The sequence below is a fragment of the Candidatus Shikimatogenerans silvanidophilus genome (assembly GCF_018200315.1).
Classification (GTDB): domain Bacteria; phylum Bacteroidota; class Bacteroidia; order Flavobacteriales; family Blattabacteriaceae; genus Shikimatogenerans_A; species Shikimatogenerans_A silvanidophilus.
Window position 1 is genome coordinate 1 of sequence record NZ_JADFUB010000003.1, and the last position, 15552, is coordinate 15552.

Annotated in this window: 16 protein-coding genes; 9 read left to right on the forward strand and 7 right to left on the reverse strand. The window is 13.2% G+C overall.

The genetic code is table 11. The features are described 5' to 3' along the window. Positions 1 to 16: 16 nt before the first annotated feature. Positions 17 to 1651 carry a site-2 protease family protein gene (locus tag KHQ18_RS00625; protein ID WP_212113221.1) on the reverse strand — a complete coding sequence of 545 codons (1635 nt, stop codon included), beginning with the start codon at positions 1649 to 1651 and terminating at the stop codon, positions 17 to 19. Positions 1652 to 1797: 146 nt separating this feature from the next. Between KHQ18_RS00625 and KHQ18_RS00630 the strand changes: the two genes are divergently transcribed. The 5 genes from KHQ18_RS00630 to KHQ18_RS01745 all read left to right on the forward strand — a co-directional run bounded on the left by KHQ18_RS00630 (position 1798) and on the right by KHQ18_RS01745 (position 5663). Continuing rightward, positions 1798 to 2805 (forward strand): RluA family pseudouridine synthase, encoded by a 1008-nt coding sequence (locus tag KHQ18_RS00630; RefSeq protein ID WP_212113222.1) that lies wholly within the window; start codon positions 1798 to 1800, stop codon positions 2803 to 2805. A gap of 143 nt (positions 2806 to 2948) precedes the next feature. Then, positions 2949 to 3095, forward strand: coding sequence for a hypothetical protein (locus KHQ18_RS00635; RefSeq protein ID WP_212113223.1), 147 nt, complete (start codon positions 2949 to 2951; stop codon positions 3093 to 3095). 2 nt (positions 3096 to 3097) lie between these two features. Beyond that, on the forward strand, positions 3098 to 3517 hold the full coding sequence (gene pth / locus KHQ18_RS01785) for an aminoacyl-tRNA hydrolase (protein WP_414646647.1): 420 nt from the start codon (positions 3098 to 3100) through the stop codon (positions 3515 to 3517). A gap of 12 nt (positions 3518 to 3529) precedes the next feature. After that, a complete protein-coding gene (locus KHQ18_RS01740) occupies positions 3530 to 4645 on the forward strand; it encodes an alanine--tRNA ligase-related protein (protein WP_212113224.1) in 1116 nt (371 codons plus the stop codon). Between the two features lie 67 nt (positions 4646 to 4712). Continuing rightward, positions 4713 to 5663, forward strand: coding sequence for an alanine--tRNA ligase-related protein (locus tag KHQ18_RS01745; protein ID WP_212113251.1), 951 nt, complete (start codon positions 4713 to 4715; stop codon positions 5661 to 5663). A gap of 380 nt (positions 5664 to 6043) precedes the next feature. Here KHQ18_RS01745 and KHQ18_RS00655 read toward each other — a convergent pair whose 3' ends face one another. Together KHQ18_RS00655 and hisS are read right to left on the reverse strand one after the other, a co-directional pair. Continuing rightward, positions 6044 to 6475 (reverse strand): hypothetical protein, encoded by a 432-nt coding sequence (locus tag KHQ18_RS00655; RefSeq protein WP_212113225.1) that lies wholly within the window; start codon positions 6473 to 6475, stop codon positions 6044 to 6046. A 24-nt stretch (positions 6476 to 6499) separates the two neighbouring features. Next, positions 6500 to 7867 carry a histidine--tRNA ligase gene (hisS, locus tag KHQ18_RS00660; RefSeq protein WP_212113226.1) on the reverse strand — a complete coding sequence of 456 codons (1368 nt, stop codon included), beginning with the start codon at positions 7865 to 7867 and terminating at the stop codon, positions 6500 to 6502. A 53-nt stretch (positions 7868 to 7920) separates the two neighbouring features. Here hisS and fsa point away from each other — a divergent pair, with 53 nt between their 5' ends. Continuing rightward, positions 7921 to 8577 (forward strand): fructose-6-phosphate aldolase, encoded by a 657-nt coding sequence (gene fsa, locus KHQ18_RS00665; protein ID WP_212113227.1) that lies wholly within the window; start codon positions 7921 to 7923, stop codon positions 8575 to 8577. Positions 8578 to 8891: 314 nt separating this feature from the next. On the opposite strand, the gene KHQ18_RS00670 is transcribed toward fsa, so the two are convergent. Next, a complete protein-coding gene (locus KHQ18_RS00670; RefSeq protein WP_212113228.1) occupies positions 8892 to 9617 on the reverse strand; it encodes a pentapeptide MXKDX repeat protein in 726 nt (241 codons plus the stop codon). A gap of 202 nt (positions 9618 to 9819) precedes the next feature. Between KHQ18_RS00670 and KHQ18_RS00675 the strand changes: the two genes are divergently transcribed. Further along, the gene (locus tag KHQ18_RS00675; RefSeq protein WP_212113229.1) at positions 9820 to 10392 is read left to right on the forward strand and encodes a nucleoside monophosphate kinase; all 573 of its coding nucleotides are present in this window, start codon (positions 9820 to 9822) and stop codon (positions 10390 to 10392) included. Positions 10393 to 10806: 414 nt separating this feature from the next. Beyond that, positions 10807 to 11814, forward strand: a complete 1008-nt coding sequence (locus KHQ18_RS00680) for a GTPase (protein WP_212113230.1) — start codon at positions 10807 to 10809, stop codon at positions 11812 to 11814. Here KHQ18_RS00680 and aspS read toward each other — a convergent pair. Together aspS and KHQ18_RS00690 are read right to left on the reverse strand one after the other, a co-directional pair. Next, a complete protein-coding gene (gene aspS, locus KHQ18_RS00685) occupies positions 11780 to 13465 on the reverse strand; it encodes an aspartate--tRNA ligase (RefSeq protein ID WP_212113231.1) in 1686 nt (561 codons plus the stop codon). The two genes, KHQ18_RS00680 and aspS, sit on opposite strands and share 35 nt — an antisense overlap. Positions 13466 to 13491: 26 nt before the next feature. Beyond that, positions 13492 to 14742, reverse strand: coding sequence for a serine hydroxymethyltransferase (locus KHQ18_RS00690; protein ID WP_212113232.1), 1251 nt, complete (start codon positions 14740 to 14742; stop codon positions 13492 to 13494). 198 nt (positions 14743 to 14940) lie between these two features. Here KHQ18_RS00690 and rpmF point away from each other — a divergent pair, with 198 nt between their 5' ends. Next, positions 14941 to 15159 carry a 50S ribosomal protein L32 gene (gene rpmF, locus KHQ18_RS00695; RefSeq protein ID WP_212113233.1) on the forward strand — a complete coding sequence of 73 codons (219 nt, stop codon included), beginning with the start codon at positions 14941 to 14943 and terminating at the stop codon, positions 15157 to 15159. A 109-nt stretch (positions 15160 to 15268) separates the two neighbouring features. On the opposite strand, the gene KHQ18_RS00700 is transcribed toward rpmF, so the two are convergent. After that, positions 15269 to 15511 carry a ferredoxin gene (locus KHQ18_RS00700; protein ID WP_212113234.1) on the reverse strand — a complete coding sequence of 81 codons (243 nt, stop codon included), beginning with the start codon at positions 15509 to 15511 and terminating at the stop codon, positions 15269 to 15271. Positions 15512 to 15552: the final 41 nt, after the last annotated feature.

The window sequence follows — 15552 nt, forward strand, 5'->3', positions numbered from 1 at the left end:
TAAATAAATTAATTATTTAATTAAATAAAATAAAATAAAAATTTTTAAAAAACGATAAAAATGATAATGTTATTAATAATAAAAAACTTATTGTTAATATTTTATATATAATTTCTTTTGAAATATTTCTATTTATAATTAATTCTATTAAAAATAATAAAATATAAAATCCATCAAATGATGGAATTGGTATTAAATTAAAACATCCAATATTAATAGATAATTTTGCTGTTATTTTTAATATTTTTTTTAAATTAAATGTTTTTTCAAAAAATTTTAAAATATATAATATATACTTATTATTCTTTTTATTAATAATAATTTTACTATAAATATTTAATTTACTTAAATTATTAAAATTAAAAATTCTATTTCTTTTATATTTTTTTACATTTTTAATAATATTTTTTTTAAAAAAAATATTATTTATTTTATTAATATTTATTATTTTGTAATTATATTTTTTATTATTGATATTATTTTTAATACTATTTTTAATATTATTTTTTATATGTATTTTAATATCATTAAAATTATAATTTTTAATAAAAAAAATTTTAATTATATATAAAAAATGTAAAAAATAATTTTTAATTAAAAAAAAATTATTAAATATTAAATATTTAATCTTTAAAAAAGATAAATATAAAGAATCTAATGTACTAATTTTTTTTTTTTTTATATTAAATGATTCAATTTTTAAAAAAAAACTATTTTTTAATTTTAAAAAATTAATGTTATTAATTTTTTTAATATTATTTTTATTATTTTTATTAAATATTATAATGAAATTTTTTTTATTTTTATTTTTTATATTTATATTATTTATATAATTATTATTTTTTAATTTTTTTTTATTAATTTTTTTAAAAAAAGATAATAAATCATCATAAAAAATAATTATTTTATTTTTATTATAATACTTAATTTTAAGTATAATATCTCCTTTTTTTATTTTTAATTTTTCTGAATAATAATTTTTTTTAGGTATTATATATTTTATTTTTTTTCTATTATAAAAAAAATTTTTAATTAAAAAATTTTTTATTATATTATTATATTTTTTTGATAAAAAAATATTATAAAATTTATTTTTTCTTTTTATTAATATTTTTTTTCCTAATAAAAATTTTATTGGTATTTCTTTTAAATAATTTATTTTTTTATTATATATTTTACAAAATATATCACCATTTTTAATTTTTTTTTTAAAAATTAATGGATAAAAATTTGTATATTTATATTTATTTGATTCTATTATTTCTATACCATTACTATTATTATAATTACCATTATTATATTTTACAAAATTATCATAATAATAATATTTTTTATAAAAAATAAAATATAAAATAAAGCTTAATAAAAAATTATTAAAAATACCTCCTATTGATAATAATAATTTTTTAAAATATTCTTTATTTTCAAAATTCATTTCTTTTATTTTAACATATCCTCCTAAAGGTAACCAACCTATTCCATAAATTGTGTTTCCTATTTTTTTTTTAAAAATTGAAAAATAAATATCTAAAAAAATAAAAAAACGTTTAACTTTAAATTTTAATATTTTTGCTATAATAAAATGACCTATTTCATGAACAAAAATTATAATTATTAAACTTATAAAAAGTTGAATAATTTTTATAAACATATATATTTTTTTAAATTTAAATTAAAAAAAATATTATAATAAATTATAAAAAATAATAATAATTTATAAAATTTTTTAAAATTTTTTTTTATATAAAAAAATAAATTTATTTAAATTTTTTATATATATTTAAATTTTTTATATAAGTGAATGTTTTTTATATTTTATTATCAGGTATTATTAATAATAAAATACGATTAGATAAATATTTAATTAATATTATAAAAATTTATACTAGAAATAAAATTCAAAAATTAATAAAAAATGGTTTTATTCAAATAAACCAAAAAAAAATTAATAAAAATTATTATATTAAATCATATGATTTAATTTTTTTTTTAAAAAAGAAAATTATAAAAAAATATAATTATAATAATAATTACTATTACAATAATAATATTTTTCCTGAAAAAATATATTTAAATATTATTTATGAAGATACAGATATTATAGTAGTAAATAAACAACCTGGTTTAATTGTTCATCCATGTGATACTATTAAAAAAGGTACATTAATAAATGCATTAGAATATTATTTTAATAAAAAAAATTTTAAAAATAAAATTTTTTATAATATAGTTCATAGAATAGATAAAGATACTTCTGGATTAATTATTATATCAAAAAATAAAAAAAGCTTTATATCTTTAAAAAAACAATTCTTTTTAAGAAAAATAAAAAAAAAATATCTTGCAATAGTTTGGGGAGATTTAAAAAATAATAGTGGTATAATAGAAAATTATATTATAAGAGATTCAAATAATAGAAAAAGAATGATGGTTTCTAGTAATAATAAAGGTAAATATTCTTTAACATATTATTATGTTATAAAAAGATTTTATTATTTTAGTTTAATTAATTGTTTTATAAAAACTGGTAGAAAACATCAAATTAGAGTACATATGAAACATATAGGTCATCCTATTTTTAATGATAATTTATATGGAGGAAATAAAATTTTAAAAGGTAACATTAATTCATATTTTTATAAAAAAATAATTTTAAATTGTTTTAAAATATTAAATAGACAAGCATTACATGCTCAGTCAATTGAATTTTTTCATCCTTATAAAAAAAAATATATATGTTTTAATACACATATTCCTAATGATATAAAAAATTTTTTAAAAATTTTAAATAAAATAAAATTTTAAATAAAAAAAATTTAAATATTAAATAATTTTTAAATTAATAATTAAATAATATTAATAAATAATTAAATAATATTAATAAAATTATATTAATATTATTAATAATATTATTTTAAAATAAATTAGGATTTTAAAATAAATTAAATATGAGTAAATTAATTATTGGTTTAGGAAATTATGGAAAAAAATATAAAAATAATCGTCATAATATAGGTTTTTTAATTTTAGATAAAATAATTGATAAATACTTTTTTTTGTATATAAAAAAAAAAGTAATTACTATTATTATTTAAAAATTAAAAATAAATTTATAATTTTTTTAAAACCTAATACTTTTATTAATAATAGTGGAAATATTATTAATAAATGGATTTATAAAAAAAAAATTTCAATTAAAGATATTTTTATTATTTGTGATGATATAAATTTATATTTTGGTAATTTAAAAATTAATAAACAAGGAGGACATGGAGGTCATAATGGTTTAAAAAATATACAAAGTATTTTAAAAACTTATTATTATTCTAGATTAAGATTTGGAATAGGAAAAAAATTTAAAAAAGGAGAACAAAGTAATTATGTTTTAGATAATTTTAATAATTATGAAATAGAAAAAATAGAAAATATTATTCCTTTAATTAAAAAAATGATTTTAAATTTTATTTTTTATGGAATTGATCATACAATGAACTTATTTAATAAAAAAAATTATTAATTATTAATAATTATGAAATCTTCATTAATAAAAGAAATTTTTTTAGATTTTTTTAAAAAAAAAAATCATAAAATTTTACCTTCTTTTCCTATTATATTATCAAATGATCCATCTCTTTTTTTTACTAATTCTGGTATGAATTATTTCAAAGATTTTTTTTTAGGTTATAAAAAACCAAAATATACTAGAATTGCTAATTCACAAAAATGTTTAAGAATTTCTGGTAAACATAATGATTTAGAAACTGTTGGATATGATGATTATCATCATACAATGTTTGAAATGCTTGGTAATTGGTCTTTTGGAGATTATTATAAATATGATATTATAAGTTGGGCATGGGATTTATTAATTAATAAATATAATTTATCTAAAAAAGATATTTATATTACAATTTTTTCTGGTAATATAAAAAAAAATATAAAAAAAGATAATACTTCTTATAAAATATGGAATAATTTTGTAAATAAAGAAAGAATTTTATTTTTTAATAAAGAAAATTTTTGGAATATGGGAGAAGAAGGTCTTTGTGGTACTAGTACTGAAATACATATAGATTTACGTAGTGAAAAAGAAAAAAGAGAATTTCCAGGTAAATATTTAATTAATAAAGGAAACAATAATATTATAGAAATATGGAATATTGTTTTTATAGAATTTTTTAAAATAAAAAAACATCTTAAAAAATTATCAAAAAAATATATTGATACTGGTATGGGTTTAGAAAGAATTTCTAGAATTTTGCAAAAAAAAAAATCTAATTATGAAACTGATTTATTTTTTCCAATTATTAAACAAATAGAAAATGTTTTTAAAATTAAATATGGAAAAAACTTAAATAAAGATGTTGCTATTAGAATTATTTCAGATCATATACGTTCTATATCATTTTCAATATCAGATGGAGTTATTCCATCAAATAATGGTCATGAATATGTAATAAGACGTTTAATTAGAAGAACAATAAGTTATAGTTATAGATTTTTAAAAAAAAAAAAACCAATAATTTATAAAATTGTAGATTCATTATCTGAAATAACAAAAAAAAATTTTCCTGAAATTAATAACAATAAAGATTTTATAAAAGAAATAATAGAAAAAGAAGAATTTCTTTTTTTAACTTTTTAAAAAAAATTCAAAATGGAATTAAAAAAATTTATTTTATTATAAATAATTGTAAAAAAAAAAAAAAAAAATTATTAATGGTAAAAAAATTTTTAAGTTATATGATACATATGGATTTCCAATTGATATTTCTAATATAATTGCAAAAGAAAATAATTTAAAAATAGATTTTTATTCTTTTGAAGAAGAAATGAATAAACAAAAGAATATATCTAAAAATTTTATTAAAAAATATGAATGGAATTTTGTAAAAAAAAAATATAATCCTAAATTTTTAGGATATTATAGATCATCTTGTACAATACAAATATTACAATATAGAATTATTAAAATAAATAATGAAAAATATTATCAATTAGTTTTTGATAAAACTCCTTTTTTTCCTAATATTTATGGTCAAATTAATGATATAGGAATAATTAAAAATGAATATGAAAAAATAGATATTTTAAATGTTAAAAAAGAAAATAATATAATTTTACATTATACAAAAAAATTACCTAATAATTTAAAATTTAAATTTAACGCATTAGTTGATTATGATAGAAGGAATATTATTAAAAAAAATCATACATCAATACATATTTTATATTATTTATTGAAAAAAATATTAGGTAAACATATAAAAAAAATTGGTTTTTATATGTTTATAAATTATTTTTATTTTGATTTTTATTATAATTCAAAATTAAATATAGAAAAAATTTTAAAAATTGAAAAATATTTTAATAAAATTATTATTGAAAAAAAACCTATTATAGAAAAATTTATTTCTATAGAAAAAGCAAAAAATTATTTTAAAAAATATTCTTTTTGTAATAAAGAAGTAAAAAAAGATATATTAACATATACTTTTTGTAAAAATGAAGAAATAATTAAAATTATTAAATTAAATAATATAATTAAAGAATTTTGTCTTGGAATAAATATAGATAATACATTTAATATTAATAATTTTAAAATTATATCATATTATTATATTTCTTCTTGCATAATAAGAATTAAAGCTACAACTAATTAATAATGTAAAATTTATAAACATTTAATTAATTAATATAATAATTATATTATATTATATTATATTATTAAATTTTAAATTATATTATTAAATTTTGTTAAATAATTTTTTAAATTATTAATTTAAAATAAAATATTTTATTTTATATTTATTTTATATATATATAGTATATATATATATTATATATGATGTAATTATATGTAATTATTTTTTTATATATTAATTATTATTATATAATATATACATATATATTTTTTTAATATTTTTAATTATTATTTATATATTATTATTTATATTTTTTTTCAAAATATTTTTAATTATTATTTCTATTTTTTTTATTTCTTTTTTAAGTAAACCAAGATTATCTAATTTTTTTGATTCATTCAATAATTTTTTATATTTTTTATTTTTTTTTTTGCGTAAATAATAGCTAAATTAAGATTAGCTATTATTTTAAAATAATTTATATTTAATCCTAATCTTAAAGATTTTTTCATATATTTTTCTGTTCCATTAATATTCAAAATCATTGAATTTATTAAACCTTTTAAGAAAAAAAAATAAGATTGTTGAATTTTAATTAATTGTTTTTTTGGATTTTTTATAAATTTTAAATATTTTTTTGCTCCATCTATATCTTTAATTTTTATTTTATAAAAAATAATAAAAATATATTCATTTATAAAAATTAATAAAGTAAAAATAATTGATAAAATAATAAATAATATTAATAAAAATTTTTTTTTAAATAAATATCCATAAATAGAAATTATAGAAAATATAATAATTAATAAAATTTTTGTATATATACTCATGATAAATTAAAAATATCCATATTATTATTTATTATAATAATTTAAAAAATAATTTATTAAATCTTCAATTGAAAAAAATGTTAATTCTTTTTTATTTTTAATTTTTTTTATTTTAATAATATTTTTTTCTATTTCTTTTTTACCTAACATTACAATAAATGTAATTTTTTTTTTTTTAGCATATTTTATTTGTTTATTTATATGTTCATTTTTAGGATATAAATCAGATGAAATTTCTTTATTTCTTAATAAATTAATTATTTTATAACATTTTAATGATTCTTCAATACCAAAATTTAAAAATAAAATTTTTATTTTATTAGTATAAATACTTGGAAATAATTTTAATTTTTCCATTATTAATATAACTCTATCTAATCCTATAGAAATTCCTACACATGATAAATTTTTTAATTTTAAAATATTATTATCAATATTATCATATCTACCTCCACCTCCAATTGCAAGTTTTTTATTTTTTTCATAAAAAATTTCAAATATAGTTCCAGTATAATAATTAACACCTCTTGATAAAAGTATATTAAATTCTAAATTAATATTTTTTATATTTAATTTTTTAATTTTATTAAAAATAAATTTTATAGAATTAATACCTTTTTTTCCTATTTCTGATTTTTTTAAAAAAAAATTAATTATTTTAATTTTTTCTTCTAATAATGTATTATTATTATATAAATAATTTAATTTTTTCCAATTTTTAATAGATAATCCTTTGTCTAAAAGTTTTATTTTTACTTTTTCTTTTCCTATTTTATCCCATTTATCTAATATTTTAATAAATTCATAATGTTTTTTTATATTAAAAATTTCTATTAATCCAAATAAAATTTTTCTATTATTTATTTTAATAATTGTTGGAATATTTAATTCTAAAAAAATTTTATAATATAATTGAATTAAATCTATTTCTTGCCATAAAGATTTTTTACCAGCTATATCTGCATCACATTGATAAAACTCTTGATATCTACCTTTTTGAGGTCTATCAGCTCTCCATACCATTTGTATTTGATATCTTTTAAAAGGAAAAATTATTTTATCTTTATTAAAATAAATATATTTTAAAAATGGAATAGTTAAATCATATCTTAAATATTTATTAGATAAATAATTTAAAAATTCTTTATCATTTTTATTTATTAATTTTTTAAAATTTTCTTTAAAAGAAAAACCAGTTTTTAATATATTAAAAATTAATTTTTCATTTTCTTCTCCATATTGTTTTTTTAATAAAGATTTAATTTCAAAAGAAGGAGTTTCAATTTGAGAAAAACCAAAAAGTTTAAAATTATTTTTAATAATTTTTATTAAAAATTCTCTTTTTAAAATTTCTTTTTCATTAAAATATCTTGTTCCTTTTGGTATATTCATAAATTAAATTAAAATATTACGTATATTATTTTTAATAAAAAAAATAAAAATAAATGAAAATTTTTATAGATACTGCTAATTTAGAGCAAATAAAAAAATTACAAGATTTAGGAATATTAGATGGTGTTACAACAAATCCTACATTAATGTATAAAGAAGGAATTAGTGGTTTAGATAATATTTATAAACATTATAAAAATATTTGTGAAATAGTAGATGGTGATGTAAGTGCTGAAATTATATCTACAAATTATAAAGAAATGATTAAAGAAGGAGAAAAATTATCTGATTTACATCCACAAATTGTTCTTAAAATACCAATTATAAAAGAAGGAATTAAAGCTATACGTTATTTTTCAGATAGAGGTATTAAAACTAATTGTACATTAATTTTTTCATCTTCTCAAGCAATTTTAGCTGCAAAAGCAGGAGCTAGTTATATTTCTCCTTTTATTGGAAGATTAGATGATATATCTTTTTCTGGTATTTCTTTAATAAAAGAAATAAAAAATATTTATGATAATTTTTCATTTGAAACAGAAATATTAGCTGCTTCTATTAGACATCAAATACATATTATTGAATGTGCAAAATATGGTGCTAATGTTATAACTGCTCCTTTTTCTGTTATAATGTCTTTATTAAATCATCCATTAACTGATATTGGATTAAAAATTTTTTTAAAAGATCATAAAAAATTAAATAAATAATATAATTAAATAAATAAAAAATATTAAAAATAAATAATAATATAAAAATAATTAATAAATAATTATTTAATAAAATAAATATTATAATTATATAATAATATTATATAACTAAATAAATAATTAATTTATAATAAAAAATAATAATAATAATAAATTAAATAAAAAATTATAATAATAAATAAATTAATATTACTAAAATATTAAATTAATATTTAATTTTATTAATATTAAAAAAAAATAAATATTAATAGAAAATAAATATTAAATAAATATTATTGTTTTTTACTTTTTTTCTTTAAAAAGATTTTCTTTTTTTATTTCTTTTTTTCTTTTTTTAAAAAATCTTCTTTAAAAGGATTTTCTTTTTTTATTTCTTTTTTTTCTTTTTTTAAAAAATCTTCTTTAAAAGGATTTTCTTTTTTTATTTCTTTTTTTTCTTTTTTTAAAAAATCTTCTTTAAAAGGATCTTTTTTAAAAGGATCTTTTTTAAAAGAATCTTTTTTAAAAGGATCTTTTTTAAAAGGATCTTTTTTAAAAGGATCTTTTTTAAAAGGATCTTTTTTAAAAGGATCTTTTTTAAAAGTATCTTTTTTAAAAGGATCTTTTTTAAAGAAAGTTTTTTTAAAAATATTATCTTCTTTAAAAGGAGTTTTTAACGTTTTTGAAATTTTTTTATCACTAAAAAATTTTTTTAATTTTTTATTTTCTATTTTTTTATATTTTTTATATTTTATTTTTCCTTTTAAAAATTCTTCTATTGCAATTAAAGTTGTTTTAGGTAATTTTTCAAATTTTTTAACTATATTTATTTTTTTTTCATTTTCAAAATAAAATTCTTCTAAAGGTTCTTCTTTATCATTCAATAAAAAAAGTTTTTCTTCTAATTTTTTTTTAAAAAAATTATTAATTTTATTTGCTCTTTTTCCAATAATTACTATTGCTTTATAAATATTTTTTTCAATAGAAAAAATATTTTTTATATTAATTGTATTAATAGAAGTATTAATTTTTTTTAAATTAATTTTTCTTTTTTTTATCATATTATAATAAATTATAATTTTTTTAATAATTATAATTTTTTTAATATTTAATTTTAATATTTAATAATATTAAATATTAATATAAATATTAATAAATATTAATATAATAAATATTAATATTTATTTATTTTTAATATTTAAATTTAATATTTATTTTATAATATTTTAATATATTATTATTATATAATTATTATAATTTAAAATGATTAATATTATTTTATACGGAGCTCCAGGATGTGGAAAAGGTACTCATTCTAAATTAATTTCAAAAAAATTTATTATAAAAAATATTTCTATAGGAGAAATTTTAAGAAATAATATTAAAAATAAAACAAAATTAGGAGAAAAAATTAAGTTTTATGTACAAAATGGTTTTTTATTAAAAGATTCAATAATTAATGAAATAATTAAAAAAGAATTAAAAAAAAAAAATAATTATAAATATAAAGGATTTTTATATGATGGATATCCTAGAACTATTAATCAAGCAAAATATTTAGATTTTTTATTAAATAATAAAAAAATATTATTTTTTTATTTATATGTAAATAAAAAAATAATAACTGAAAGAATAATTAAAAGATCTAAAGAAGAAAAAAGAAAAGATGATAATGTTAATGTATTAAAAAATAGAATTGAAGAATATGAAAAAGAAAAAAAAAATATTTTATTTTTTTACAAAAAAAAAAAATATTTTTTTAATATTAAATCTTATGATAAAAAAATTGATGAAATTAATAAAAAAATAGAAAATATTATATTATCAAACATTTAAATAATAAAAGATTAAAACATTTTATAAAATATATAAACTTTATATAATTTATATAATTTAATGTTATTTAATATTATTTAATTTTAATATTATTTAATATTATTTTATTTTATTTAATAATAGGTATTAATACTATTAATTTATATAATTTTAATTAAATAAAAATATTTTTTTTAATTTTTATTAGGTTTTATTTTTACTAATTATTTTTATTTTATTTATTTATTTATTTAAACTATTATTTAATATTTAATATTAATATTTAATATTATTTTTTATATAATTTATTAATTGTAAATAAATGTATTATATTTAAATAATTATTTTTATTTAAAATATTATAATAGTAATTAATATTTTGTATTTATTATGATGTAATAATAAATATTAATGTTTATATATTAAAATATATATATGCAAAATAAAAATTTTTTAGATTTTATTAAAATATTTTGTAAAAGTGGAGATGGTGGTAAAGGATTAATTCATTTTTATAAAAAAAAATCTAGTTCTAGATATATTCCAGATGGTGGTAATGGAGGAAATGGTGGTAATATTTTTATTAAAGGTAATGATAAATTATATGGATTAAATCATTTAAAAAAAATTTTTTTATCTGAAAATGGAAAAAATGGAAAACCTAATAATATAACAGGTTCTAATGGTAAAAATATTTTTATAGAAGTTCCAATAAAAACTATAGTTAAAAATGAAAATAATAAAATTTTATTTATTATAAATAATAATAATGAAAAAAAAATTCTTTTTTATGGAGGTATAGGTAAAAAAGGAAATTGTTATAAAAAAAAAAATAAAATTAAAAAAAATATTCAAAAAAATTTTTTAAAAAAAAATAATAATAAAGGAAAAAGTGGTTTTTTTATATTAGAATGTTATATTTATTCTGATGTTGCTTTATTAGGATTTACTAATTCTGGAAAATCAACTTTACTTTCCGTTATAACTTCTGCAAAACCAAAAATTGGTAATTATTCATATACAACAACAAAACCAAATTTTGGAATTTTTTATTACAATAATAATTCTTTTTTAATATTAGATTATCCTGGTTTTTTAAAAAAATCTAAAAAAGGATGTTTAAAATTTATAAAACATATTAAAAATAATAAATTAATTTTATTAATATTATCATTAGATTCTAATAATATAAAAAATGATTATTTTTTTTTATTAAAAATAATAAAATATTATTTAAATGATTTTTTTTTAAAAAAAAAATATATTTTAGTATTTTCAAAATTAGATATTATTAAAAATAAAGAAGAAAAAAATAAAATTAATAAAATAATTAAAGAATTAAAAATAAATAAATATATTTTTATATCTTCTATAAAAAAATATGGTATTTCTTTATTAAAAGAAAAAATTAACAAGGAGCTCCTATCATTAAATCTTTCATAGAATTATTTTTTGGAAAAGCTATAAAATTTTTAATATTTTCATTTTCTATATTATTATTATTATCATTATTAAATAATGAAAGTAATCTATCTAGTCCTATAGCTATTCCTCCATGTGGAGGAGCACCATAAGATAATGCTTCAATTAAAAATTGAAATTTATTATTAATTTTTTTTTTTGATAACCCAATAATTTTAAAAATTTTTTTTTGTAATTCTTTTTTATTAATTCTTATAGATCCACTACCAATTTCATTACCGTTTATTATTAAATCATATGCTTTACTTTTTAATTTTTCAAAATTTTTAAAATTATTATTATTTAAAAGAATTATATCTTCATCTTTTGGAGAAGTAAAAGGATGGTGAAATGATTTATATATTTCTTTTTCTTTTTTAAATAAAGGAAAATTATTTATCCAAACAGGTGCAAATTTTTTTTTTATTTTAATAATTTTAGATAATTTTATTCTAAATAAACCTAATTTTTTTTTAAATTTTATATTATTATCTCCAGATATAATTAATAATAAATTATTTAATTTATTATTTAATAAAATATTAATTTCTTTATTATTTAAATATTTAAAAATATTTTTAAAAGAAGATTTTTTGTCTTTAATCCATATAAAATTTTTTATTTTTAATTTATTTAATAAATAAATTATTTCATTTATTATATTTTCATTATTAAAAATAGGAATAGAAAAAAAGAAATTAAATTCAATATTATCAATTAATAAATTTTTATTTAATTTTTTATATAAATATGAAATTTTTAAATTAAAACTAATATCTGGTTTTTCTGTACCATATTTATCTATAGATTCTTTATAAGAAATTATTGGAAATAATTTTGGTAAATTTATTTTTATTATTTTTTTAAAAATATATATAATATATGAATTAATTATATTTATTATATCATTTTCATTAATAAACGCCATTTCTAAATCTATTTGTGAAAATTCTGGTTGTCTATTTGATCTTAAATCTTCATCTCTAAAACATTTAGCTATTTGAAAATATTTATCTATTCCTCCTATAATTAATAATTGTTTAAAAAATTGAGGAGATTGAGGTAATGAATAATATTTTCCAGAATATATTCTAGATGGAATTAAAAAATCCCTTGCTCCTTCTGGAGTAGATTTTATTAATAAAGGTGTTTCAACTTCTAAAAATCCTTTTTTATAGAAAAAAAATCTTGTTTTTAAAGTAGTTTCATTACGTATTATAAGATTATTTTTTAATTTATCTTTTCTAATTAATAAATATCTATATTTCATTTTTATTTTTTCTTTTTCTTTTTCTAATTTATTAAGATCCAATGGTAATGAATAAGACTTATTTATTAAAAAACATTCATTAACTATAATTTCTATTTCTCCTGTTTTTAATGATAAATTATTTTTTATTCTTTTAAATACTATTCCTTTAATATTTATAACAGATTCTTTAGTAATTTTTTTTAAAAATATATTAAATTTATTATTATCAAATATTAATTGAGTAATTCCAAAATAATCTCTTAAATCTATAAAAGTTTTTAATCGTATTCTTCTAATATTATTTACCCATCCTGATAAAATAACTTTTTTTCCAATATATTTTATATTTAATTCTCCACAATTATGTGTTCTATATAACATATAATTTTTTTAATAATTTTTATTTATTATTCTTTAAATAAAGGATATGAATACATAAAATTTTTTATTTCTTTTTTTATTTTATTGCAAATATTAATATTATTTCTATTTTCTAATATAATATCTATCCAATTAACAATTTGTTTCATATTTTTTTTTTTTAAACCTCTAGTTGTTATAGCAGGTGTACCTATTCTTATTCCAGACGTAATAAAAGGTGATTTATTATCATATGGAATTAAATTTTTATTACAAGTAATATTATATTTTTCTAAAAGTTCTTCAGCTTCTTTACCAGAAATTTTTTTATTTTTTAAATTTAAAATAAAACAATGATTATCTGTTCCATTAGAAATTATATTATATCCTTTTTTTTTAAAATGTTTAGATAATTCTTTAGAATTAATAATAATATTTTTAGCATATTTTTCATATTTTTTATTTAAAGCTTCTTTAAAAGCTATTGCTTTTCCAGCTATAATATTTTCAAAAGGACCTCCTTGAATTCCAGGGAAAACAGCTTTATTAATTAAAAATGAAATTTTTTTTTTTTTTATAAAAAAATCCTCTCCAACTAAAATTAAACCTCCTCTAGGACCTCTTAATGTTTTATGAGTAGTTGTAGTTATAATATGACAATAAGGAAAAGGATTATTTAATAAATTTTTTGCAATTAATCCAGCAGTATGAGAAATATCTGCTAATAATATAGAACCATTTAAATCTGCTGCTTGTCTAAAAATTTTATAATCAATATCTCTTGAATATGAAGATGCACCACAAATAATTAATTTTGGTTTTTCTTTTTTTGCAATATCTATTACTTGATCATAATCAATTAAATTATTACTCTTTTTTACTCCATAAAAAATACTATTATATATAATACCAGAAAAATTTACTTTTGATCCATGACTTAAATGTCCTCCATGAGATAAATTAAAACCTAAAATTTTATCTCCAGGGTTAAGACAAGCAAGATAAACTGCTTGATTTGCTTGAGATCCTGAATGAGGTTGTACGTTAGCAAAAGATGCTTTAAAAAGTTTTTTTGCTCTTTTTATAGTTTTTTCTTCAATTTTATCTATTAAATTACAACCACCATAATATCTTTTATTTGGATATCCTTCTGCATATTTATTTGTTAAAATAGAACCTATTGATTTAATTACATTATTACTTACATAATTTTCAGAAGCAATTAATTCAATTCCTTTTTTTTGTCTATCTTCTTCTTTTTTTATTAAAAAAAAAATAATATCATTATATTTTTTCATTTAATCAATAATAATTTTTTAATTTAATAATATTTTTTATATTATAAATATTTAATATTTTTTATATTATATATTTTTTTTATTAATATTTTTTTTTATATAAAAATTTTTAATATTTTTTTTTATTTTTTTTATTATTATTTTATTATTATATATATAAAAATTTATATAAAAATAAAAAAAAATTTAATTTAAATTATGGCTCATCCAAAAAGAAGACAATCAAAATCTAGACAAAAAAAAAGAAGATCTAATAAAAAAAAAATTAAAATTCCTCAATTAATTATTGATAATTTTACAAATAAAAAACATATTTTTCATCATGCTTATTGGCACAATGAAAAATTATATTATAAAGGTAAAGTTATTTTTTTTAAAAAAAATAAAAAAAATATTAAAAATGAATATAAAAAATAATTATTTTAAAATGTAAAAAAAAATTTTACAAAAATATACTTTTTTAAAAGGATAAATTTAAAAAATAAATTAAAAAATAAAATAAATTTAAAAAATAAATTAAATAATTTTATAATTTTTTTTTAGATTTATATATATTAATAATTTTTACTGGACATATTTTAGAAGTATTTTTATATCTATTATAAAGATTATTATTTAAAATTTTTTTTATAAAAAAATTTTTTTTTTTAATTGAATCTATTAAAATACATTTTCCATCTTTAATAGACATACAAAAAAAACTAGGTTCTAATTCTGAACAATAATTACATCCTATACATTTATTTCTTTGTAAAGTAACAGTAAACATATAATAATTAAATAAATATATAATTAATAATTTAATAATTA

Excerpts from the sequence above, each read along its gene's own strand:
- KHQ18_RS00625 (WP_212113221.1), bottom strand. The coding sequence starts at position 1,651 with ATGTTTATAAAAATTATTCAACTTTTTATAAGTTTAATAATTATAATT.
- KHQ18_RS00635 (WP_212113223.1), top strand. The coding sequence starts at position 2,949 with ATGAGTAAATTAATTATTGGTTTAGGAAATTATGGAAAAAAATATAAA.
- KHQ18_RS01740 (WP_212113224.1), top strand. The coding sequence starts at position 3,530 with ATGAAATCTTCATTAATAAAAGAAATTTTTTTAGATTTTTTTAAAAAA.
- KHQ18_RS00655 (WP_212113225.1), bottom strand. The coding sequence starts at position 6,475 with ATGAGTATATATACAAAAATTTTATTAATTATTATATTTTCTATAATT.
- hisS (WP_212113226.1), bottom strand. The coding sequence starts at position 7,867 with ATGAATATACCAAAAGGAACAAGATATTTTAATGAAAAAGAAATTTTA.
- fsa (WP_212113227.1), top strand. The coding sequence starts at position 7,921 with ATGAAAATTTTTATAGATACTGCTAATTTAGAGCAAATAAAAAAATTA.
- KHQ18_RS00670 (WP_212113228.1), bottom strand. The coding sequence starts at position 9,617 with ATGATAAAAAAAAGAAAAATTAATTTAAAAAAAATTAATACTTCTATT.
- KHQ18_RS00675 (WP_212113229.1), top strand. The coding sequence starts at position 9,820 with ATGATTAATATTATTTTATACGGAGCTCCAGGATGTGGAAAAGGTACT.
- KHQ18_RS00680 (WP_212113230.1), top strand. The coding sequence starts at position 10,807 with ATGCAAAATAAAAATTTTTTAGATTTTATTAAAATATTTTGTAAAAGT.
- aspS (WP_212113231.1), bottom strand. The coding sequence starts at position 13,465 with ATGTTATATAGAACACATAATTGTGGAGAATTAAATATAAAATATATT.
- KHQ18_RS00690 (WP_212113232.1), bottom strand. The coding sequence starts at position 14,742 with ATGAAAAAATATAATGATATTATTTTTTTTTTAATAAAAAAAGAAGAA.
- rpmF (WP_212113233.1), top strand. The coding sequence starts at position 14,941 with ATGGCTCATCCAAAAAGAAGACAATCAAAATCTAGACAAAAAAAAAGA.
- KHQ18_RS00700 (WP_212113234.1), bottom strand. The coding sequence starts at position 15,511 with ATGTTTACTGTTACTTTACAAAGAAATAAATGTATAGGATGTAATTAT.